22 protein-coding genes are annotated in these 20,909 nt (G+C 61.1%); 13 read left to right on the forward strand and 9 right to left on the reverse strand.

What is annotated here, in order from left to right; genetic code table 11:
* Positions 1 to 60: 60 nt before the first annotated feature.
* On the reverse strand, positions 61 to 708 hold the full coding sequence (ccmA, locus tag G9X68_RS24215) for a heme ABC exporter ATP-binding protein CcmA (protein WP_171604549.1): 648 nt from the start codon (positions 706 to 708) through the stop codon (positions 61 to 63).
* 262 nt (positions 709 to 970) lie between these two features.
* On the opposite strand from ccmA, the gene acnA reads away from it, so the two are divergent.
* The 3 genes from acnA to G9X68_RS24230 all read left to right on the forward strand — a co-directional run bounded on the left by acnA (position 971) and on the right by G9X68_RS24230 (position 5,323).
* Entirely contained in the window at positions 971 to 3,661 is a 2,691-nt protein-coding gene (gene acnA / locus G9X68_RS24220) for an aconitate hydratase AcnA (protein ID WP_171604550.1), read from the forward strand.
* A 236-nt stretch (positions 3,662 to 3,897) separates the two neighbouring features.
* The gene (locus G9X68_RS24225; RefSeq protein WP_027666934.1) at positions 3,898 to 4,638 is read left to right on the forward strand and encodes a DUF1223 domain-containing protein; all 741 of its coding nucleotides are present in this window, start codon (positions 3,898 to 3,900) and stop codon (positions 4,636 to 4,638) included.
* A gap of 283 nt (positions 4,639 to 4,921) precedes the next feature.
* Positions 4,922 to 5,323, forward strand: coding sequence for a DUF2794 domain-containing protein (locus G9X68_RS24230; protein ID WP_171604731.1), 402 nt, complete (start codon positions 4,922 to 4,924; stop codon positions 5,321 to 5,323).
* A gap of 6 nt (positions 5,324 to 5,329) precedes the next feature.
* Here G9X68_RS24230 and G9X68_RS24235 read toward each other — a convergent pair whose 3' ends face one another.
* The 4 genes from G9X68_RS24235 to G9X68_RS24250 form a co-directional block, all read right to left on the reverse strand.
* Entirely contained in the window at positions 5,330 to 5,878 is a 549-nt protein-coding gene (locus G9X68_RS24235; RefSeq protein ID WP_171604551.1) for a GNAT family N-acetyltransferase, read from the reverse strand.
* Positions 5,879 to 5,987: 109 nt separating this feature from the next.
* Positions 5,988 to 6,716, reverse strand: a complete 729-nt coding sequence (locus G9X68_RS24240; protein ID WP_171604552.1) for a Bax inhibitor-1/YccA family protein — start codon at positions 6,714 to 6,716, stop codon at positions 5,988 to 5,990.
* Positions 6,717 to 6,896: 180 nt separating this feature from the next.
* The gene (locus G9X68_RS24245; protein WP_171604553.1) at positions 6,897 to 9,440 is read right to left on the reverse strand and encodes an ABC transporter permease; all 2,544 of its coding nucleotides are present in this window, start codon (positions 9,438 to 9,440) and stop codon (positions 6,897 to 6,899) included.
* Positions 9,437 to 10,147 (reverse strand): ABC transporter ATP-binding protein, encoded by a 711-nt coding sequence (locus tag G9X68_RS24250; protein WP_171604554.1) that lies wholly within the window; start codon positions 10,145 to 10,147, stop codon positions 9,437 to 9,439. The genes G9X68_RS24245 and G9X68_RS24250 overlap by 4 nt, the downstream gene beginning before the upstream one ends.
* Before the next feature lie 72 nt (positions 10,148 to 10,219).
* On the opposite strand from G9X68_RS24250, the gene G9X68_RS24255 reads away from it, so the two are divergent.
* Entirely contained in the window at positions 10,220 to 10,864 is a 645-nt protein-coding gene (locus G9X68_RS24255; RefSeq protein WP_171604555.1) for an arylesterase, read from the forward strand.
* A gap of 68 nt (positions 10,865 to 10,932) precedes the next feature.
* Positions 10,933 to 11,526, forward strand: a complete 594-nt coding sequence (gene thpR, locus G9X68_RS24260) for an RNA 2',3'-cyclic phosphodiesterase (RefSeq protein WP_088677535.1) — start codon at positions 10,933 to 10,935, stop codon at positions 11,524 to 11,526.
* Here thpR and G9X68_RS24265 read toward each other — a convergent pair.
* Positions 11,433 to 11,933 (reverse strand): low molecular weight protein-tyrosine-phosphatase, encoded by a 501-nt coding sequence (locus G9X68_RS24265; protein WP_171604556.1) that lies wholly within the window; start codon positions 11,931 to 11,933, stop codon positions 11,433 to 11,435. The two genes, thpR and G9X68_RS24265, sit on opposite strands and share 94 nt — an antisense overlap.
* A 34-nt stretch (positions 11,934 to 11,967) precedes the next feature.
* On the opposite strand from G9X68_RS24265, the gene G9X68_RS24270 reads away from it, so the two are divergent.
* Positions 11,968 to 12,273 carry a 4a-hydroxytetrahydrobiopterin dehydratase gene (locus G9X68_RS24270; protein WP_171604557.1) on the forward strand — a complete coding sequence of 102 codons (306 nt, stop codon included), beginning with the start codon at positions 11,968 to 11,970 and terminating at the stop codon, positions 12,271 to 12,273.
* Between the two features lie 66 nt (positions 12,274 to 12,339).
* Positions 12,340 to 12,732, forward strand: a complete 393-nt coding sequence (locus G9X68_RS24275) for a YkvA family protein (RefSeq protein WP_171604558.1) — start codon at positions 12,340 to 12,342, stop codon at positions 12,730 to 12,732.
* Here the strand turns inward: G9X68_RS24275 and G9X68_RS24280 are convergent.
* Positions 12,729 to 13,289: a sigma-70 family RNA polymerase sigma factor gene (locus G9X68_RS24280; RefSeq protein WP_171604559.1), complete on the reverse strand. Its 561-nt coding sequence runs from the start codon at positions 13,287 to 13,289 to the stop codon at positions 12,729 to 12,731. The two genes, G9X68_RS24275 and G9X68_RS24280, sit on opposite strands and share 4 nt — an antisense overlap.
* A 336-nt stretch (positions 13,290 to 13,625) precedes the next feature.
* On the opposite strand from G9X68_RS24280, the gene G9X68_RS24285 reads away from it, so the two are divergent.
* From G9X68_RS24285 to G9X68_RS24310, 6 genes are all read left to right on the forward strand, one after another.
* On the forward strand, positions 13,626 to 14,135 hold the full coding sequence (locus tag G9X68_RS24285) for an invasion associated locus B family protein (RefSeq protein WP_171604560.1): 510 nt from the start codon (positions 13,626 to 13,628) through the stop codon (positions 14,133 to 14,135).
* A 246-nt stretch (positions 14,136 to 14,381) separates the two neighbouring features.
* A complete protein-coding gene (gene rlmN, locus G9X68_RS24290) occupies positions 14,382 to 15,608 on the forward strand; it encodes a dual-specificity RNA methyltransferase RlmN (protein WP_171604561.1) in 1,227 nt (408 codons plus the stop codon).
* Between the two features lie 93 nt (positions 15,609 to 15,701).
* Positions 15,702 to 16,655 carry an ABC transporter substrate-binding protein gene (locus tag G9X68_RS24295; protein WP_171604562.1) on the forward strand — a complete coding sequence of 318 codons (954 nt, stop codon included), beginning with the start codon at positions 15,702 to 15,704 and terminating at the stop codon, positions 16,653 to 16,655.
* Positions 16,656 to 16,777: 122 nt separating this feature from the next.
* Positions 16,778 to 17,656 (forward strand): ABC transporter permease, encoded by an 879-nt coding sequence (locus tag G9X68_RS24300; RefSeq protein WP_017989717.1) that lies wholly within the window; start codon positions 16,778 to 16,780, stop codon positions 17,654 to 17,656.
* The gene (locus G9X68_RS24305; RefSeq protein WP_171604563.1) at positions 17,653 to 18,447 is read left to right on the forward strand and encodes an ABC transporter ATP-binding protein; all 795 of its coding nucleotides are present in this window, start codon (positions 17,653 to 17,655) and stop codon (positions 18,445 to 18,447) included. Before G9X68_RS24300 ends, G9X68_RS24305 begins: the two co-directional genes overlap by 4 nt.
* 152 nt (positions 18,448 to 18,599) lie before the next feature.
* Positions 18,600 to 18,908: a hypothetical protein gene (locus G9X68_RS24310; protein WP_171604564.1), complete on the forward strand. Its 309-nt coding sequence runs from the start codon at positions 18,600 to 18,602 to the stop codon at positions 18,906 to 18,908.
* Between the two features lie 339 nt (positions 18,909 to 19,247).
* On the opposite strand, the gene G9X68_RS24315 is transcribed toward G9X68_RS24310, so the two are convergent.
* Both G9X68_RS24315 and G9X68_RS24320 read right to left on the reverse strand, forming a co-directional pair.
* On the reverse strand, positions 19,248 to 19,889 hold the full coding sequence (locus G9X68_RS24315) for a LysE family translocator (protein ID WP_171604565.1): 642 nt from the start codon (positions 19,887 to 19,889) through the stop codon (positions 19,248 to 19,250).
* Positions 19,890 to 19,974: 85 nt separating this feature from the next.
* Positions 19,975 to 20,826, reverse strand: a complete 852-nt coding sequence (locus G9X68_RS24320) for an SDR family NAD(P)-dependent oxidoreductase (RefSeq protein WP_171604566.1) — start codon at positions 20,824 to 20,826, stop codon at positions 19,975 to 19,977.
* Positions 20,827 to 20,909: the final 83 nt, after the last annotated feature.

Here is a 20,909-nt window from a genome sequence, read left to right on the forward strand (position 1 = left end):
CTCCCCCCTTGTGGGGGAGATGCCCGGCAGGGCAGAGGGGGGTAACTACACCGAGAAACATCAACCCCACACCCCCTGATCCACGCCGGCAAAGCCCGTCATCTTCAACTCCCGTGCATTCTCCAGCCCCAGCGGCTGATGTGTTGCCGCCAGCACCATGCCGCCCTTTGCCAGATGCGCCGCGATCAAATCGGCAAGCAGCCGGTCGGCGCTGGCATCGAGTGCCGCGGTCGGTTCGTCGAGGATCCAGATCGGCCGGTGAGCGACGAGCAGTTTGGCGAAGGCTATCCGGCGCTGCTGGCCGGCGGAGAGATACCCGAAGGGAAGGTGGGTGATTCCCGAAAGACCGACCGCTTCGGCGGCGTCCCCTACGGAGAGGGCGTCAGCGCCGCCTGTGTTGCCGAGAAAAGCACGCCAGAAATCGAGGTTCTCTGCAACCGTAAGTTCATTCTTCATCGCATTTCTATGGCCGAGGTAGTGGCTGACCTCGCCGGGATGTCGGTCTTCCCTGCCCTCTCCGTCGCGGAAGATGACAGTGCCTTTTTCCGGCCTCAGCAGGCTGGCGGCGACACGCAGTAAAGTGGACTTTCCCGATCCATTTCTGCCAGTCAGGACAAGCGCCTCGCCGGCCCCCAAGTGAAAGGAAATGTTAACAAAAATGAGATCCTCACCGCGCCTTGCAGCCAGATTTTCGGCGGTGAGATGCATGCGTCGGCTCTTTCCTGGTTTCGGCTTGCGGCGGGGTCAAAAAATGTCCGATTTTGACCGTGCTCGGGTATGGCAAGTTTTTAGGAAATTATCTATAAGACCTGCAACCACGCCAGCGGTCGGCGTGAATTTCATCCTTGCGCCGAACTTGGAGCGTCTGTTCCACGTGCGGACAGCGGAAATGGCCGTACCCGCATCCTGATGTGCATTAAGTGCATAGGCGTTCGCACGACTGTGTTGGCTATCAGAAACGGGGTATCTCGTGTCTAAATCTCTTGACAGTTTCAATTGTCGTTCCACGCTTTCCGTCAACGGGAAGGACTATGTCTATTACAGCCTGCCCAAGGCTGAGGCAAACGGTCTGGCCGGCGTGTCGAAGCTTCCCTATTCGATGAAGGTGCTGCTCGAAAACCTGCTGCGCTTCGAAGACGGCCAGTCGGTCACCAAGGAGCACATCCTGGCCGTTGCCGAATGGCTGAACAATAAGGGTGCGGTCGAAAACGAAATCGCCTATCGCCCGGCGCGCGTGCTGATGCAGGACTTCACCGGCGTTCCCGCCGTCGTCGATCTTGCCGCGATGCGCGACGCGATGGTGTCGCTCGGCGGCGATCCGGAGAAGATCAACCCGCTCGTTCCCGTCGATCTCGTCATCGACCACTCCGTCATCGTCGACGAATTCGGCACGCCGCAGGCTTTCGCCAGGAATGTCGAGCTGGAATACCAGCGCAACGGCGAGCGCTACCGCTTCCTGAAGTGGGGCCAGCAGGCCTTCAAGAATTTCCGCGTTGTGCCTCCCGGCACCGGTATCTGTCATCAGGTCAATCTCGAATATCTCGGCCAGACCGTCTGGACCAAGGAAGAGGACGGCGAGACGATCGCCTATCCCGATACCTGCGTCGGCACCGACAGCCACACGACGATGATCAACGGTCTCGGCGTTCTCGGCTGGGGTGTGGGCGGTATCGAAGCGGAAGCTGCGATGCTCGGCCAGCCGGTGTCGATGCTGCTGCCCGAAGTCATCGGCTTCAAGCTGACCGGCAAGCTCAAGGAAGGCGTCACGGCGACCGACCTCGTCCTCACCGTCGTGCAGATGCTGCGCAAGAAGGGCGTCGTTTCGAAGTTCGTCGAATTCTTCGGCCCCGGCATGGACAACATGCCCCTCGCCGACCGCGCGACGATCGGCAACATGGGCCCGGAATATGGCGCCACCTGCGGCTTCTTCCCGGTCGACGGCGAAACCATCAATTACCTGACTATGTCCGGCCGCACGCATGACCGGATCGCTCTCGTCGAGGCCTATTCGAAGGCGCAAGGGATGTGGCGCGAAGGCGACGGTTCCGAGCTGGTCTTCACCGATACGCTGGAACTCGATCTTAGCGACGTCGTGCCGTCGATGGCCGGCCCGAAGCGTCCGGAAGGCCGCATTTCGCTTGAGCACATCGCGACCGGTTTTGCCGGCTCGATGGATGCCGACTACAAGAAGCCCGGCCAGCTGAACAATCGCTACGCCGTCGAAGGCACGGATTTCGATCTCGGCCATGGCGACGTGGCCATCGCTGCCATCACCTCGTGCACCAACACCTCCAACCCGTCAGTACTGATCGCCGCCGGCCTTCTTGCCCGCAACGCCGTTGCCAAGGGCCTGAAGACGAAGCCATGGGTGAAGACCTCGCTGGCGCCTGGATCGCAGGTCGTCGGCGAATATCTCGCCAAATCGGGCCTGCAGGCCGACCTCGACAAGCTTGGCTTCAACCTGGTCGGCTTCGGCTGCACCACCTGCATCGGCAATTCCGGCCCGCTGCCGGCGCCGATCTCGAAGACGATCAACGACAAAGGCCTTATCGTTTCCGGCGTTCTCTCCGGCAACCGTAACTTCGAAGGCCGCATCTCGCCCGACGTGCAGGCGAACTACCTCGCATCTCCGCCGCTCGTCGTTGCTTATGCGCTTGCCGGCACGGTGCAGAAGGATCTGACCAAGGAGCCGATCGGCGAGGATGAGAGCGGCAACCCGGTCTATCTCAAGGACATCTGGCCGACCTCTAAGGAAGTCCAGGAATTCATCCTGAAATACGTGACCCGCGAACTCTACGAAAGCAAATATGCCGATGTCTTCAAGGGCGACGTCAACTGGCAGGCCGTTCAGGTCCCGCCGGGTCAGACCTATGCCTGGGACGACAATTCGACCTATGTGCAGAACCCGCCCTACTTCGTCGGCATGGGCAAGAAGGGCACCGGTGTCTCCGACATCAAGGGCGCCCGCGTTCTCGGCCTGTTCGGCGACAAGATCACCACCGACCACATCTCGCCGGCCGGTTCGATCAAGGCGGCATCGCCGGCCGGTGCCTACCTCATCGGCCATGACGTTGCCGTTGCCGACTTCAACCAGTACGGCACGCGCCGCGGCAACCATGAAGTGATGATGCGCGGCACCTTCGCCAATATCCGCATCCGCAACCACATGCTCGGCCCGAACGGCAAGGAAGGTGGCTACACCATCCATTACCCGTCGAAGGAAGAGACCTCGATCTACGACGCCGCGATGCAGTACAAGCAGGAAGGCGTGCCGCTCGTCATCTTCGCCGGTGTCGAATACGGCAACGGCTCCTCACGCGACTGGGCTGCCAAGGGCACCAACCTGCTCGGCGTCAAGGCAGTGATCGCTCAGTCCTTCGAGCGCATCCATCGTTCGAACTTGGTCGGCATGGGCATCATCCCCTTCGTCTTCGAAGAGGGCACGACCTGGCAGAGCCTCGGCCTCAAGGGCGACGAACTCGTCACCATCGAAGGTCTGGAAAAGATCAAGCCGCGCGAGAAGAAGATCGCCAGGATCACCTATGGCGACGGCACCGTGAAGGAGGTTCCGCTGCTGTCGCGCGTCGATACGCTCGACGAGGTGATCTACCTCAACAATGGCGGTATCCTGCAGACGGTTCTGCGCGACCTCGCTGCCTGATTTTTAAGAGACTCCCATGATAATGGCCGCCGGAGAGCAATCTCCGGCGGCTTTTCTTTGGTGCGACGATAGTATTTGGACGGGCTCACGATGATTTGTTTTACGCAAGTTCCGGTCGAGCTGCGTCTCACCCGTTCGTGACTTTTCGTTTGGACCCGGAAGGATTATTCGTACGTTCATATGTCAGGGCCGCCGGTTCAAACATGCCGTCGGCGCTGAAAAAGAGGTGCAGGTGAATGTCCCCCCGTTTTTTGCTTCCGCTAATCGCCGGCGTTGTTCTGTCGGGCCCGCTGCAGGCCGAAGACGGCACGCCGAAAGGTGTCGTCGAACTCTTCACGTCGCAGGGCTGCTCCTCCTGTCCTCCGGCTGATGCCGCGTTCCGCAAGCTGGTGAACCAGGGCGATGTCATCGCGCTCGCCTATCATGTCGATTACTGGAACTATCTCGGCTGGGCCGATACGCTGAGCTCCAAGGAAAATACCGAGCGACAGTATGGCTATGCCAAGACGATGGGCCGTAGCAACGTCTACACGCCGCAAGCCATCGTCAACGGACGCGACCATTTGGCCGGCGCCGATCTGAATGGCATCAACACCAAGATCGACACCTATAGCAGCGAAGGCAATGGGCTGACCGTTCCGATCAGCGCCGCGATGCGCGGCGACGAGCTGGAGATCAAGATCGGCGCGGGACAGGGCAAAGCCAATGTCGTGATGGTCTATTTCGATAAGGAAAAGACGATCGACGTCGAAAAAGGCGAGAACAGCGGCCAGAAGCTCTCCTATCTGCACAGCGTCACCAATGTCGAAACCGTCGGCATGTGGGACGGCAAGGCAACCAGTCTGACGCTGCCGGCCAGCGTCCTGCAGCGGCCGCAGCTCGAGGGCTGCGCGATCCTGCTGCAATCGGCGACCGCAGACGGCGATCCGGCCGCGATCCTTGGCGCGACCGTGGTGATGGCTGGCAAAAATATCTGAGATTCCATCCGGTACGGATGAAGAACCGGGCGGCCCGGCTGAGCGTATTCGGGGCTGGGGTTAAGGTCGATACGCTCCGCCGGGCCCTTTGGCGCGCTGGCGCCAAACCGGGGATTCATAATTCTCCTGCAAATGAGGCGCTGTTTTGACTGAAATGCGGCGCTGCGGAGAAAGCGGTAGCGCTATCAGCTGCGGCCGAATGTGACGGGCGGTACTCTTGCAATTTGCGGCGGCTCGGGCAAACTGTCACCCTCCTGTCACACGCGGAGGCCTTGTGAGACTGATGACAGATCAGCCGGATTTGCGACACGGCGAAAGCCGTTCCGTCGACCATAGTTCCTCAGTCGTCGTCGATCTCAAGGAATACAAGCAAAGCAAGGACCCGCTTCCGGTGACCTTCCATCGGCGCGAACTGGATGCGATCCTCTGGATCTACGGCCGGATGGTCGGTGATGGTGAATGGCGCGACTACGCTATCGATCACTTGAAGGACAGGGCGGTCTTTTCCGTTTTCAAGCGTTCCGGCGAAATGCCGCTGTTCCGCATCGAGAAAAACCCGAAACTCGCCGCCAAGCAGGGTGCCTATTCCGTCATCAACACCAACGGTACGATCCTGAAGCGCGGTCACGAGCTGAACCAGGTGCTGAAGGTGTTCGACAAGGCCCTGAAGCTCGTCGACAAGTAAGCCGGATTACAGCGTGCCGGGATAGACGGACGGGTCCGGATCGGTGCTCATGCCTTCGCCGAGCGCGCGCTGCATGAACATCGTATCCAGCCAGCGGCCGTGTTTGTAGCCGGTGCCCCTCATCAGACCGACCTCTTCGAAGCCGGCCGTGCGATGAAGCGCGATCGATGCGGGGCTGGCGCCGCCGATGACGGCCGCCATCTGACGGAAGCCGAGGGTGGTGCAGCGGATGATCAGTTCGGCGAGCAGCGCCTTGCCGATGCCGCGGCCGCGGGCTTGCGGCGCCAGATAGATCGAATCCTCGACCAGCCAGCGATAGGCAGGGCGCGTACGAAAGGCTGAGGCATAGGCATAGCCGAGCAGAGTTCCATCCGCATCGGTTGCGGCAATATAGGGATATTGCTGGCCGACGATCGCCGAAAAACGCAGTGCCATCTCGGCCTCGGAGGGTGGGACGATCTCATAGCTCGCGACGCCGTTCAGGACGGATTCGCGATAGATATCGGCAATGGCGGGAATATCGGCGTTCGAAGCATCGCGCAGGAGGAAGGACATTCGGCAGTATATCCATAAGGGCGGCAAGGGCTTTCTAAAACCATTCCGTGAAAGCCCGCGCAACAAAAAAGGCGGCCGAAGCCGCCTTTTCCATCTCAGTCTGCCCTGCTTATTTACGGTTGCCCATGAACTGCAGCAGGAACATGAAGAGGTTGATGAAGTCGAGATAGAGCGTCAGCGCGCCCATGATCGCCTTGCGGCCGGCCACGGCGACGTCATCGGCTTCCAGATACAATTCCTTGATCCGCTGCGTATCGTAGGCGGTAAGGCCTGCGAAGATCAGCACGCCGAGTACCGAGATCGCGAACTGCACGGCGGACGAGGCCAGGAAGATGTTGACCAGCGAAGCGATGATCAGGCCGAAGAGACCCATGATCAGGAACGAGCCCATCGCCGACAGATCACGCTTCGTCGTGTAGCCGTAAAGCGACAGCGCGCCAAAGGAGGCGGCGGTGACGAAGAAGGTCTGAACGACGCTCTGGCCGGTGTAGATCAGGAAGATCGACGAGAGCGACAGGCCAACGAGCGCCGCGTAGACCGCAAAGGTCGTCTGGGCGGCGGCCACCGTCATGCTATGGATCCGGAAGCTCAGGAAGAACACCAGAGCCAGCGGCGCCAGAATGACCACCCACTTCAGCGGGCTCACATAGATCGCCTGACCGAAAGCGGTCAGCTCACCATTGGCGAAGGCGAATTGGAACGACAGATATGCGGCCACACCGGTGATCGCCAGACCCAGCGCCATCAGGTTGTAGACCTTGAGCATATAAGCGCGCAGGCCTTGATCAATCATCTCGCCGGTCTGAGCGCGGCTTTGATAGTTACGAAGATCAGCCATAGTTTCCTCTTACAAGCTCCGATGGAGATACGGTGTCGGGGTTTTCGACCCGGGCGCCGCTGCGGAGCTCCAGCATGCCTGCGGATAATATGAGGCTTTCGCCCTTTGCAAACAAGAGGCTTGCAAAGGCTCTGTCGGTTAAATCGCCGTAAGGTGAAGGGTTTGGGTGCCGCTGCCCGGTCAAAGCTCGCGCAAGACGGGGGCTGCCTTCTGTCCGAGGATGCGCCAGGTGCCGATCAGGCCGATGCCGACGGTGAGTACTAGCGCGGTCACAAGCGTCAGTCCCGCCACGTCGGGCAGAAAGGTCGACGGCAGACGCATGATGCGGGCGACGATGAACCAGGCGGCGACGCTACCGGCGATCAGCGCGAAGATTGCGGTCGCAAGCCCGAGGATCAGATATTCGTAGCTGAAGGCGCGGATCAGCATGGCGCGCGTGGCGCCGAGCGTCTTCAGCACCACCGCGTCGTGGGTGCGCGCCCGGTTTCCGGCGGCAAGCGCGCCGGCAAGGACGAGAATCGAGGCGATGAGGGCGACGGAGGCTGCGGCGCGGATCGCGGTCGCAAGCTGTGCGACCAGCTGGTTGACGATATCGATCGCGTCCTTGACGCGCACACTGGTGATCGTCGGATAGGTGTTGGTGACGGATTTCAGGATCGCCGCATCTTCGGCCGGTGTCGAAGAAGGATCTGTCAGCGTCGCCAGCCACGCATGCGGGGCGCCGCGGAAGGTATTCGGCGAGAAGACCATGACGAAATTGATCGACAGCGATTCCCACTCGACGCGGCGCAGATTGGCGATCTTCGCCGTGATGTTGCGGCCGAGCACGTTGACGGTCACCGTATCGCCGAGCTTGAGGCCGAGTTCATGCGCCTCTTCCGAGGAGAAGGAAACGAGCGGCTCGCCGCTGTAATCCTTGTCCCACCATTTGCCTTCGGTGAGGGCAGCGTTTTCCGGCAGGGTTTCGGAATAGGTGATGCCGCGATCGCCGTTCAGCACCCAGCGGCCAGCGGCCGGCACGTTCATCTTGCTGACGTCCTCGCCGTTGAAGGCGATGATCCGGCCGCGCAGCATCGGCACTTCGACGAGTTTGCCCTGCGGCGCTTGGCCTTGGACGAGATCGCGGAAGGCGCCGACCTCGGCGCTCTGGATATCGACGAAGAAGAAGTTCGGCGCACCCTCGTTCATGCGGCCGGTCAGTTGCTGGCGCAGGTTGCCGTCGATCAGCGTCAGCGTCACCAGCAATGCCAAGCCGAGGCCGAGCGAGAGCACGACCGAGGGGGTCAGGGCGCCGGGGCGGTGGATGTTGCCGATCGCAAGCCGCAATGCCGGCGAATTGACGCGCGGGCTGCGGCGCGCAAGCCAGGCGATCAGCGCGGCGACCAGGCGCAGCGCGACGAAGGCGAAGACAATCGCGCCGACGAAGACGACGGCGATGAAGCGGTCATAGGCGGTGAGGATGGCAAGCCCGGCAAGGCCGGCCATGAACAGGGCGGCAAGCAGGATGTAGGGCCAGGAGGGCAGGTGGCGGGCCTCGAAGCCCTGCTCGCGGAAGAGTGCGGTCGCCGGCACTTCGCGGGCGTGGCCGAGCGGCAGGATGGCGAAGGCGAGCGTCGTCAGGATGCCGAAGAGCGTGGCGAGCAGCAGGGCGCCGGGATAGAGGGGCGGCGTCGTCGAGACCGGCAGGAATTGGGCCAGGAATTGCGCGGCTAACATCGGCGACAGGGCGCCGATGACGAGGCCGATCAGGATGCCGCCGAGGGCGATGATGGCGATCTGGAAGAGATAGATCAGGACGACGACCTGCGCCGGCGCACCGAGACATTTGAAGGTGGCGATGGTGGTGCGCTTGGCATCCAAGAACGCGCGCACGGCATTGGCGACGCCAACGCCGCCGACGATCAGCGCGGTGAGGCCGACCAGCGTCAGGAACTGCGAGAAGCGGGTGATGTTTTCGGTGAGCGAGGGTGCGGCACGGTCACTGGTGCGGATCGCCCAGCCGGCGGAGGGGAATTCCTTGGAGGCGCGCGCCTGGATGCCCGACATCGCGGCCTTGTCTTCCAGCCGGATCTTATAGGCATGTTCGACCAGGCTTCCCGTCTGGATCAGCCCGGAGGCCTCGAGCGCCTGGCGGCTGACGAGCAGACGCGGCGCAAAGCCAAAACCTTCCGACAGCGCATCCGGCTCGGTTTTCACCGTGCCGGTGATGCTGAGCTTGACGTTGCCGAGCAGCAATTCGTCGCCGACCGCAAGCCCGAGCCGATCGAGAAGCAGTGGGGCTGCGACCGCACCATAGGTGCCGCCTTGGCCCGAAAGCAGTGCCGCAAGCGGATAGTCCGGCTCGGCCACGAACTTGCCGTAGAGCGGGTAGGCGTCATCGACGGCCTTGACCTCGACCAGCGCCTGATCGGAACCATCGGGCTTGCGGGCCATCGAGCGCAGGCCTGTCGACACCGAAACCGTGCCGAGGCCTTCAAGGAAACCGATTTCCTGAGGGGTGGCTTCGCGGTTGTTGAGTTCGAAGCGGACGTCGCCGGCCAGCAGTTCTTGCCCCTGCGAGGCGATCGTGTCGGTGATCGACTGCGAAACGGAATTGACGGCGGCAATGGCGCCGGTGCCGAGCGCGATGCAGGCAAGGAAGATGTAGAAGCCGCGGATGCCGCCGCGCAACTCGCGCAGCGCCAGGCGAAAAGCGAGCGAAACGCGTGGCGTGATGATCCTCATGCGATCGCCGCTTCGCTGCGGCGGGCGGCGGCGCTGTCGCCTTCGATCCTGCCGGAGCGGGCCCGAATCTGGCGCGAGCAGCGGTTTGCAAGCGAGACGTCATGGGTGACGAGAAGCAGGGTCGTGCCACGTTCGGCCTGCTTGGAGAACAGGAGGTCGGCGATCTGGCGGCCGGTCTCGGTATCGAGATTCCCGGTCGGCTCGTCGGCGATCAGCAGCGCCGGCGAGGGGGCGAGCGCCCGGGCGATCGCCACGCGTTGCTGTTCGCCTCCGGAAAGCTGGCCGGGATAGTGGTTCAGCCGTTCCCCAAGGCCGACCGATTTCAGCTCGCGATGAGCGATCTCGAAGGCGTTGTCGACATTGGCGAGCTCGAGCGGCACGGCGACGTTTTCCAGCGCCGTCATGTTGGCGATCAAATGGAAGGACTGGAAGACGATGCCGATGTTGCGGCCACGGAAATCGGCGACCTGGTCCTCGCTGAGGCTATGGAGCGGTGTGTCGTTGATATGGATCTCGCCGCTGTCGAGTTTCTCCAGCCCCGCGAGCACCATCAGCAGGGTCGATTTGCCGGAACCGGAAGGACCGACGATGCCGACGGATTCGCCGGCATCGATATCGAGATCGATGCCCTTCAGCACATGGACGGAGGCGGCTGCGCTGCCAAGGGTCAGATCGGCGCCCTTCAACTCGATAATGGTTTTTGCCAACAGAAATCGCCCTATATAAGTCGGTAATCGAAAGGCCGCATAACGGCACCTCGCCAATCTAGGGAAACCAGGATGAGATTTAAAGTTGCCGCCCTTCAATTCACCGTCATCGCCGTCTCGCTGATCTTTGCCACTGCAGCAAATGCCCGGACGATCAATCTCGTCGGTTTCGGGGACAGTTTGATGGCGGGCTATCAGCTGCCGCCCGGCGACGGCTTTCCGGAAAAGCTGCAGGCGGCGCTGAAAGCGAAGGGGCTCGACGTCACCATCGCCAATGCCGGTGTCTCCGGCGACACGACGACGGGGGGGCTTGCGCGCATCGACTGGTCGGTGCCCGACGGCACCGATGGTGTCATTCTGGAGCTTGGCGCCAATGATGCGTTGCGCGGCATCCCGCCGGAGGAGAGCGAGAAGAATCTCGATCAGATGATTACCCGGCTAAAGGAGCGTGGGATTGCCGTGCTGCTCGTCGGTATCATAGCACCGCCGAACATGGGGGCGGATTATGCCGCACGATTCAACCCGATTTATCAGAAACTCTCGGAAAAACATGGGCTTCCCCTCTATGCCTTCTTCCTTGACGGCGTTGCGCTGGAGGCCGGGTTGAAGCTTGAGGACGGCATGCATCCAAATGCGAAAGGGGTCGACGTCATGGTCGAAAAGATGGAGCCTGCTGTCACAAATTTCGTCGAAACGATTTCTTCTGTGAAGAAATAGGGGCTTGCGCGGTTGTTGATTGCGTGATTCCGTGTGAGCACCTGCAAAAGATTCGGGGAGTGCTCGTGATGCCGAGACTGTTTACCGCCCTCGAAATTCCGCGCAATGCGGCGATGAGCCTTTCATTGCTGCGCGGTGGCCTCCCCGGAGCACGATGGATCGATGTGGAGAATTACCACATTACTCTGCGCTTCATCGGTGATGTCGACGGCCGCACGGCCGATGAAATCGTTGAACGCCTCGACCGGATCGACCGGCCGGAATTCCAGTTCCGGCTTGAAGGCATCGGTTCGTTCGGCTCGAAGAAGCCGCATTCGGTCTGGGCCGGCGTCTCGCAATCGCCTGAAATGTATGCCCTGCAGGGCGAGATCGAGCGGATCTGCCAGCGCATCGGCCTGCCGCCGGATCCGCGCAAATTCACGCCGCATGTGACGCTGGCAAGGCTCAAATCCTCGCGGCTCGACGATGTCGTGCAATATCTGGCGGGACGCGGCAACTTCCACACCGCGACCTTCACCGCACCGCGCTTCGTGCTGCTTTCGTCACGCGAATCGGTCGGCGGCGGGCCTTACCTCACCGAGGAAGTATTCCCGTTGCACGAGGCGCGCTCGACGCCCAGCGTTTCGAGCAGGCTGTTGCAGCCGGTCAAGAGCCTGGTATAGACCAGCTCGAAACCGCCCGGGCCACCATAATAGGGATCGGGGATCTCCTCTCCGGTTCCCAGCGCGATGTCACCAAAGAGACGGATATTCGCCCCAGGCGGTGCGCTCTTGCTAAGCGCCGCTAGGTTGTCGCGGTCCATGGCAAGGATCAGATCGAAATCCCTGAAATCCCTCGGCTGGACGCGGCGGGCGCGCTGTCCCGATATGTCAATGCCGTGACTTTTCGCGATGGCGATCGAACGCCGGTCGGGGGGCTCGCCTTCATGCCAGCCGCCGGTGCCGGCGGAATCGACCGTAAAGCCGCCGCTCAAGCCTGCCTCGGCGACGAGATGGCCAAAAATTCCCTCCGCGAGCGGAGAACGGCATATATTGCCCATGCAAACGAAGAGGATGCTGATGCGTTTCATCGGTAAACCTGTCGGAAGATGAGAGGACCATGGCATGAAAATGGAAAGACTGGAACGGGCAGCGGTTGAGGCGCAACTGGTCGAGCTTGCGGGCTGGGTGCTCAATGATGCGGGTTCTTCGATATCGAAGACGTTCAAGTTCGCAAATTTCGTCGAGGCTTTCGGCTTCATGACGCAGGCAGCGCTCGCAGCCGAGAAGCTCAACCACCATCCCGAATGGTTCAACGTCTATTCCAGAGTGGATGTGACGCTGAACACGCATGATGCCGGCGGACTGACGGAGCTGGATTTCAAGCTCGCCAAAGCCATGGAGAAGGCTGCGGCGCGACGTGTCGTTTGACAGTGGGGACGATTGAAAGCCGGTCCGCCATCACCATATGTTCGCTTGGACGAAAGGGATGCAGGGATGGACGAGGTTAAATTCGGGGAAATCCTGTTGCCGGGCGACGAAGATACCCAGAGCCGGCGCGAGAAAACCGTCAGACAGAAATTCTGGCCGACGTTCCGGCGGGCGGTGCGGCAGATCCCGTTCTCGCGCGATGTGGTCGCCGGTTTCTATTGTGCGCTCGATTCGCAGACGCCAACGAAGGTGCGCGGCGTGCTGCTTGCGGCACTCGCCTATTTTGTCATGCCGGTCGACATGATCCCGGATATTTTCGCCGTCATCGGCTTTTCCGACGACATCGCCGTGCTTTCGGCCGCTTTCGCCATGGTGCGCGGTCATATCCGGCCGGGCCATTACGAAGCGGCCGACCGCGTTCTTGCCGACCGGCCCGAAGAAGCAATGAAGACGATTTAGGCGATTTCGCGTTCCAGCACCTTGCGAAGCTTGCCGAAGGCAAGCCGGATGCGCGACTTCACCGTGCCGAGCGGCAGCCCGGTTGATTCGGCGATCTCCGAATGCGATTGGCCGAGGAAGAAGGCGGCGCGCAGCATGTCGCGCTGCTCCTCCGGCAATTGGCCGACGGCGGCGCGTATCTTGGCGTCGCGATCGTCATTGGCGATGATTTCTTCCGCGCCGATATCGGCCGGCGGCTGCAGGGCCGGATCGGTCTCATCGAGGATGCGGGTGTTGGCGCGGCGCTGCATGTCGATGCGGCGGTTGCGGGCAATGCGGAAAAGCCAGGTCGAGAGGGATGATCGCGTGGCATCGTAGAGCTCTGCCTTGTGCCAAAGAACGATCATGATCTCCTGGACCAGTTCCTCGGCCTCGCCTGATGTCATCCTATGGCGCATCAGCCAGGCCTTCAGGCGGGGTGCGAAATAGTCGAACAGGATGGAAAAGGCCTGCTGGTCGCGATCGTCCGCGACGGCCTTCGCGAGGGCAGCGAAACGCTGTCTTTCCTCGGCATCCATATCTCCTCACCAGCCCCCTGCGGCAATAATTTCGTCCCGGATTTCCAAGTCTTACTGAGGTACAACGGATTTGGGAAAGGTCAAACTCTTGCCTGAATCTTTGTGTCTTAAATTCAGCCGAACGGACGGCCAGTGCCATTGGGGCACGGTGTCGCGGTCGATACCGTCAAAGGGGCGAAAATTGACACTCGAGCTGAAATGACACAGGCAGATACAAATCGCAGCTATTGTTGACCATTTGGTAACCTGAATTAAGTCAAAATAAAGCAGATCGTGATTATGCGGCGCCCGCTATGATCGCTTCGGGCCTTGAATCGCAAGAACCGGCAGGAATCCATGTTTGTAAAAAGTATCGTATCCGCTCTCGCACTCACCCTGACCATGGCCGGAGTTGCGACAGCGCAGCAGGCTGCGCCGAACCGCATCCAGCAGTTCCAGGCATGGGGCGCCTACTCCTACAAGTCGGGCAACAGCACCGTCTGCTACGTGCTGTCCGTTCCGACGGCAAAGCAGCCGGCAAGCGTCGACCACGGCGACAATTTCTTCATCGTCTCCCAACGTCCGGGCCAGAACATCTCCTACGAACCGCAGGCGATGATGGGCTACACGGTCAAGGAAAATTCGAAGATCAACGTCGTCATCGACAACAAGACCTTCGTGATGTTCACCAAGGACAAGGCTGGCTGGGTCGAGAATGCTGCCCAGGAGCCGGCCCTTGTCGCCGCGATGAAGACCGGTCATTCGATGACGGTCAATGCCGTTTCGCGCAAGGGCACCGGCACCTCCTACAGCTATTCGCTCTCGGGCATTTCGGCTGCGCTGAAGCAGATCGAAACCTGCAAGTAAGCTTTTTTGTTCGCAGAGCTTCGAGGGCCGGCCTTGCGCCGGCCCTTGTCATTTCCATCTATAGTGACGCGCGGGCAAAATGATGCTAAAGGCCGCGCAACAGCGGACAGATCGCGATATCCGTCGCCGTTCCGCCATTCAACTTCTGCCGATGTGCTGTCATGCGCCCGCAGGTCTTCCGGCTTACCGCTGAAGTCCGCGGGGTTGCGAGGAGCAGCTACATGTTTGAATTCGGGATGAATGCCTATGTCCGTCATGGATGCGATCGTTGTCACCAAGCCGCAGGCGGGCACGTCCGCCAACCTCGAGAAGCCGTCGTTGATCGGCATGTCGCGCGAGGAGATGGGGGCGGCACTCCGGGAAAAGGGTGTGGCCGAGAAGCAGATCAAGATGCGCGTCTCGCAGCTCTGGAACTGGATCTATGTGCGCGGCGTCTCCGATTTCGACCATATGACGAATGTCGCCAAGGACATGCGCGAGATGCTGAAGCAGCATTTCACCATCGCACGTCCCGAGATCGTCGAGGAGCAGGTTTCCAACGACGGCACGCGCAAATGGCTGCTGCGCTTTCCGCCGCGGGGCGCCGGGCGTCCCGTCGAGATCGAGGCCGTCTACATTCCGGAAGAGGGCCGCGGCACGCTCTGTATCTCCAGCCAGGTCGGCTGCACGCTCACCTGTTCCTTCTGTCATACCGGGACACAGCGTCTGGTGCGCAATCTGACGGCGGAGGAAATTCTTTCGCAGCTGCTGCTTGCCCGCGACCGGCTTGGGGACTTCCCGGACCGTGAAGCGCCGCAGGGTACGATTATGCCTGCCGAGGGCCGCAAGGTCAGCAACATCGTCATGATGGGCATGGGTGAGCCGCTCTATAATTTCGATGCCGTCAAGCAGGCATTGCTGATCGCGACCGATGGCGACGGCCTGTCGCTGTCCAGGCGCCGCGTGACGCTTTCCACCTCCGGCGTCGTGCCGGAGATCTTCCGCACCGGCGAGGAAATCGGCGTCATGCTGGCGATTTCGCTGCATGCGGTGCGCGACGATCTGCGCGACATTCTCGTGCCGATCAACAAGAAGTACCCGCTGAAGGAGCTGATCGAGGCCTGCCGGACCTATCCTGGCCTTTCGAACGCGCGGCGCATCACCTTCGAATATGTGATGCTGAAGGATGTCAACGACAGCCTTGAGGACGCCAAGGGGCTGATCAAGCTCCTGAAGGGCGTGCCGGCGAAGATCAATCTCATTCCGTTCAATCCCTGGCCCGGCACCAATTACCAGTGTTCCGACTGGGAGCAGATCGAGAAGTTTGCCGATTTCATCAATTCGGCAGGTTATGCCTCGCCGATCCGCACGCCGCGTGGCCGCGACATCCTTGCCGCCTGCGGCCAGCTGAAATCGGAATCCGAACGCATGCGCAAGACCGAACGTCTGGCCTTCGAAGCGATGATGATCGCCAATCACGGCGCCGACGACTGATCAGCAAGTTTGATCCTCGCTACAATTCTCCGCGATTGATTTCAGGGGGCGCTTTTCCTAAAAGTGCCCCCAAAATCATTCAGGAGGATCCCCATGCGCCCGATTTTGCTCGCTCTTGCCGCCACTTTGGCCCTTTCCCTGCCCGCGAAGGCCGATGACGTCACCGTCGCCGTGACGGCGATCGTCGAACATCCGGCGCTGGATGCGGCGCGCAAGGGCGTTCTCGATGCGCTGACGGCTGCGGGCTACAAGGAAGGCGAGAACCTGAAATTCGTGTTCGAATCGGCGCAGGGCAATCCGGCCACCGCTGCCCAGATCGCCCGCCAGTTCGCCGGCGACGAGCCCAATGTCATCGTGCCGATCTCGACGCCATCAGCCCAGGCCGTGGTTTCCTCGACGCGTGACATTCCTGTCGTCTTCACGGCCGTGTCCGATCCGCTCGGCGCCCAGCTCGTCAAGAACATGGACAAGCCCGGCGGCAATGTCACCGGCCTTTCCGATATGTCGCCGGTCGCTGAGCACCTTGCGCTGATCAAGGAAATCCTGCCTGATGTGAAAACCATCGGCTACCTCTACAATTCCGGCGAGGCGAATTCCGTTTCGCTGCTCGCCGTGTTGAAGGCTGAAGCCGAAAAGGCTGGCCTGAAGGTGGTCGAATCGGCCGCCACCAAGTCGGCCGAGGTTCAGGGTGCGGCACGCGCGCTCGTCGGCCGGGCCGATGCGATCTACATTCCGACCGACAACACGATCATCTCCGCGCTCGAAGGCGCCGTCGCGGTTGCCGAAGAGAGCAAGCTGCCGCTCTTTACCGCCGATACGGATTCGGTTTCGCGCGGCTCGATCGCCGCCCTCGGCTTCAACTATTATGATGTCGGCAAGCAGACCGGCGATATCGTCGTGCGTGTGCTGAAGGGCGAGAACCCGGGCGACATCGCGGTCAAGACGGCCGCCGGCAGCGACCTCGTCGTCAACAAGGCGGCGGCCGAGAAGATGGGGGTCACGCTGCCGCAGAGCGTGCTTTCCCGCGCTACCAAAGTCATCGAATAGTCGGCCGGTACTTCTAACGCTTCATCGAATTCAGCCGCTCTCGTTTGCACGGGAGCGGTTGTTTGTATTAAAAGGCTCCGTTTCGCGACGGGCGGAACGGACACAAAAAGGGGCTGAAAGCCTTGAGCCAAATTGCATTCTGGGGGGCCGTCGAGCTCGGCCTGGTTTATTCTTTCGTCGCTCTCGGCGTCTATCTCGCCTTTCGAGTTCTCGATTTTCCCGACCTGACGGTCGACGGTTCCTTTCCGCTTGGCGCGGCGGTGACGGCCGTGCTGATCATTGCCGGCGTCAATGCCTGGCTTGCGGCGCTGATCGCCATGGCGGCCGGCGCCGCCGCCGGCATGGTGACGGCGCTGCTCAACGTACGCTTCAAGATCCTCAATTTGCTCGCCTCGATCCTGACGATGATCGCACTGTTTTCGGTCAATCTGCGCGTGATGGGCAAACCCAATGTCGCCCTCATCAATGCCGACACGATGATCAGCCCGTTCTTCGGCCATGGCCTTCGCGATTTCTACGTGCGGCCGCTCTTCGTCGGTGTTCTGGTCGTCATCGCGCTCATCCTGGTCTGGCGTTTCCTGGAAAGCGATGCCGGGCTGGCAATGCGGGCGACCGGCGCCAATGCAAGGATGGCGCGGGCCCAGGGTGTCGATACCAGCCGGCAGATCTATCTCGGCATGGCGATCTCCAATGCGCTGGTGGCGCTCGGCGGCGCGCTGTTTGCCCAGACAAACGGCTTTGCCGATGTCACCTCGGGCGTCGGCACGATCGTCGTCGGTCTGGCTGCCGTCATCATAGGCGAGACGCTGCTCGGGCGGCGCGGTCTGTTGATCGCGCTTGTTGGATGCGTGCTCGGCTCGATCCTCTATCGCATCGCCATCCAGCTGGCGCTTTCGAGCGACGTCATCGGGTTGCAGGCATCCGACCTCAATTTCGTGACGGCGGTGCTGGTGACCGTGGCGCTCATCCTTCCCCGCCTTCGCGGAGGTGCCGCATCGTGATCAGCGTCAAGGACATCAAGGTTGTTTTCGGGCGCGGCACGCCGCTGCAGAAGCAGGCGCTGAACGGCGTCAGCCTGACCATTGAGCAAGGCTCCTTCGTCACGGTTATCGGCTCCAACGGCGCCGGCAAATCGACCCTGCTCGGCGTGCTCGCCGGCGACGTCATTCCGAGCGAAGGGCAAGTGCTGATCGGCAAGCACGAGGTCACACGCAAATCGACGGCGGCGCGCGCCGGTCTGGTTGCGCGCGTGTTCCAGGATCCGCTGACGGGAAGCTGCGGCGCCCTGTCGATCGAGGAAAATCTCGCTCTGGCTGCCCGGCGTGGAGAGAAGCGCGGACTTGTATCGGCGCTCGGCAGCAAGCGGCGCGACTATTTCAAGGAACGGATCGCCGAGCTCAATCTCGGTCTGGAGAACCGCCTGAAAGACCGCATGGATCTGCTCTCCGGCGGGCAGCGGCAGGCCGTTTCTCTCGTCATGGCGACGCTGGCGGGATCGGAAGTGCTGTTGCTCGACGAACATACGGCAGCACTCGACCCCGGGATGGCTGAGTTCGTCATGAACCTGACGCAGAAGATCGTCGCCGAGCGCAAGCTGACGACGATGATGGTGACGCACTCGATGCGGCAGGCGCTGGACTACGGCCATCGCACGATCATGCTGCATGGCGGCGAGATCGTTCTCGATGTGGCAGGGGACAACAGAAAGAACCTGCAGGTCGAGGATCTGATCGCGATGTTCCGCAAGATGCGCGGCCAGACGCTGGATGATGATGCGTTGCTGATCGGTTAGCGGGCAGGTGATCGTTTCACGCCCGGCGGATCGATCAATCGACCGCGGGCGGATCGATCAACCGACCGCGGGCGAATTGCTGCTGAAACACGAGCGGCGCTGCGATCCAAATATCAGATCTTCTGCTGAAAGAAGATGATATCAGTGATCATATGCCGCTCGTCCTCGGCGGGCCGTCATCAAGAGCAGACTTCCACCAGCACGCGATGGCCGTACTGGTTGGGCCATTCCGGCTGGCACTGTTCCGGGTAATAGTCGTCATCGCCGAAGAACAGACGATTTCTATCATGGAAGGCGAAACGGCCGTCGCGGTGTCCGCCGAAATGGCTAGCTCCGCCGAAATGATGCGCTCCGAAGCCGCGATCGGCGAAATTGCCGCCGCCCATATGCGTACCACCGCCGAAGTGGCCGCCGTCACGCGAGAAGCCGCCACCGCCATGGCCTCCGCCGCCGTGAGCTAAGGCAGGTGTTGTCGCTGTAAGGGAGTGGCGGCAAACGTCAGCGCAACAACTCCTGCTGTTATGATATTGCGGAACGTAATCATGGGCTTATCCTTTCAAGGTAGCTCTTCGTGAGCCGTAAAGGATATGTGGGCAGCGAAGGTGGCGTGGCCTAGCCACAATTGCCGACTTACGATCATATGTTGATCACAAGTAATCGCGCGAAAGGCATGGAATAATTTTGGAAGACGACGAAATTCGCGGTCACTGCCTGCTCCGGCATGGCGTCTCGCGAATATTGGCATAGCTGGCGGCGGATCATTTCACGACCGCGGGCGGATCAATAAGCCGACCGCGGGCTTACCTCGCCTGGGTGAGCAGGATTTTCGCGGCGAAGATCGAGAAGACGCCGGCGAAGGTGTAGTCCATGCCGCGCAGCACTTTCTTGTTGTTCTGCAGCCAGGAGGCCAGCCAGTCGGCGGCAAAGACGACGCTGGCATTGACCGGCATGCCGATCAGGATGAAGCAGAAGCCGAGAAAGAGCAGCTTGTGGGTGACGGCCGGATCGCCGGCGCTGACGAATTGCGGCAGGAAGGTCATGAAGAAGATGATGACCTTGGGGTTCAGAAGATTGACCCAGAAGCCTGACGAGATGTTCGAAAGGGCGGTGCCCTTTTGCTCCTCGACCTTGGCGACGGTGAGCTTCGAGCCGAAGCGGATCGCCTGCACCGCCAGCCACAGCAGATAGGCGGCACCGCCGGTCTTCAGGATCAGGAAGGCGGTCGGCGAGGCGGTGATCAGCGCCGAAATGCCAAAAGCGACCAGCATGGTGTGGACGACGATGCCGAGGCTGGTGCCGACGACAACGAAGAGCGCCGCCTTCTTGCCCTGGGCCAGCGCGCGGCTGATCGACAGCGTCATATCGGGGCCGGGGGTTGCCGCAAGCAGCAGCGTCGCGGCCGCAAAGGCGAGAAGGGTCGGAAGGCTGGGCAGGAAATCCATGACACACTCTGAAAGCCGGAAAGGATCTGGGGATCTCTTACCCGGCTTTCAGAAAATTACCAATCAAACCTTCTGATGGCGCCGATTACTTCTGGTCGAGGAAGGCCTTGAACTTGTCGGCGTAGTCCTTGTGCCAGCGCGATAGTGGCGGACGGTTCTCGATGATATCGCCGACTGCCCAGGCCATCCGGCGCTCGTCGACCGGACGCGCCACGTCATTGTCGGGGCAGAGAATATAGAAATCGCCGCGTTCCAGGCTTTCGACCATGAAATCGACGGTCTGTTCCGGCGTCCAGGCGGCAGCCGGTTTTTCCGCGCGGTCGCCCTTGGTGAGGCCGGTGAAGACAAAGCCGGGGATCAGAAGGTGGGCGGAGATTTTTCCGCCTTCGGTGTTGCGAAGCTCATGCTGCAACGCTTCGGTGAAGACTTTCACACCAGCCTTGGAGATGTTGTAGGCGGGGTTGCCGGGCGGCGTGGTGATGCCCTGCTTGGAGCCGGTGTTGATGATCAGGCCCGGCTCACCATGCGAGAGCATCTTAGGGCCGAAAGTGCGCGTGCCGTTGATCACGCCCATCAGGTTGACGGCGAAGATATGGTCCCAGTTCGCCTGCGGGCTGAAGATCGAGGTTTCCGGGCCGATGCCGGCATTGTTCATCAGCACGTGCACACGGCCGAAACGCTGGAGCACGGCGCGTTCGAGCGCCTCCAGAGACTCCTTGACTGCGACGTCGGTCTCGACCGCCATCACATTTTCCTCGCCGGCAATGGCCTTGAGTTCATTGGCGGCGTCGGCCAGCCGATCGCCGCCGAGATCGGCGATGGCGACGCTCATGCCGCGTCCGGCGAAGTATTTCGCCGCGGCAAGACCGATGCCGGAGGCGCCGCCGGTGATGACGGCAACATTGGATTTTTTGAAAATGTCTTGAATATTCGTCACGGGGCAGCCTCTCCTCGAGCATTTGCGAACGCTGGGGAATATGGGCTCCGCTTTCGCGCTGTCAAACGGTATCGGCACCATCG

This window comes from Rhizobium changzhiense (genome assembly GCF_013087625.1).
GTDB lineage: Bacteria > Pseudomonadota > Alphaproteobacteria > Rhizobiales > Rhizobiaceae > Rhizobium > Rhizobium sophorae.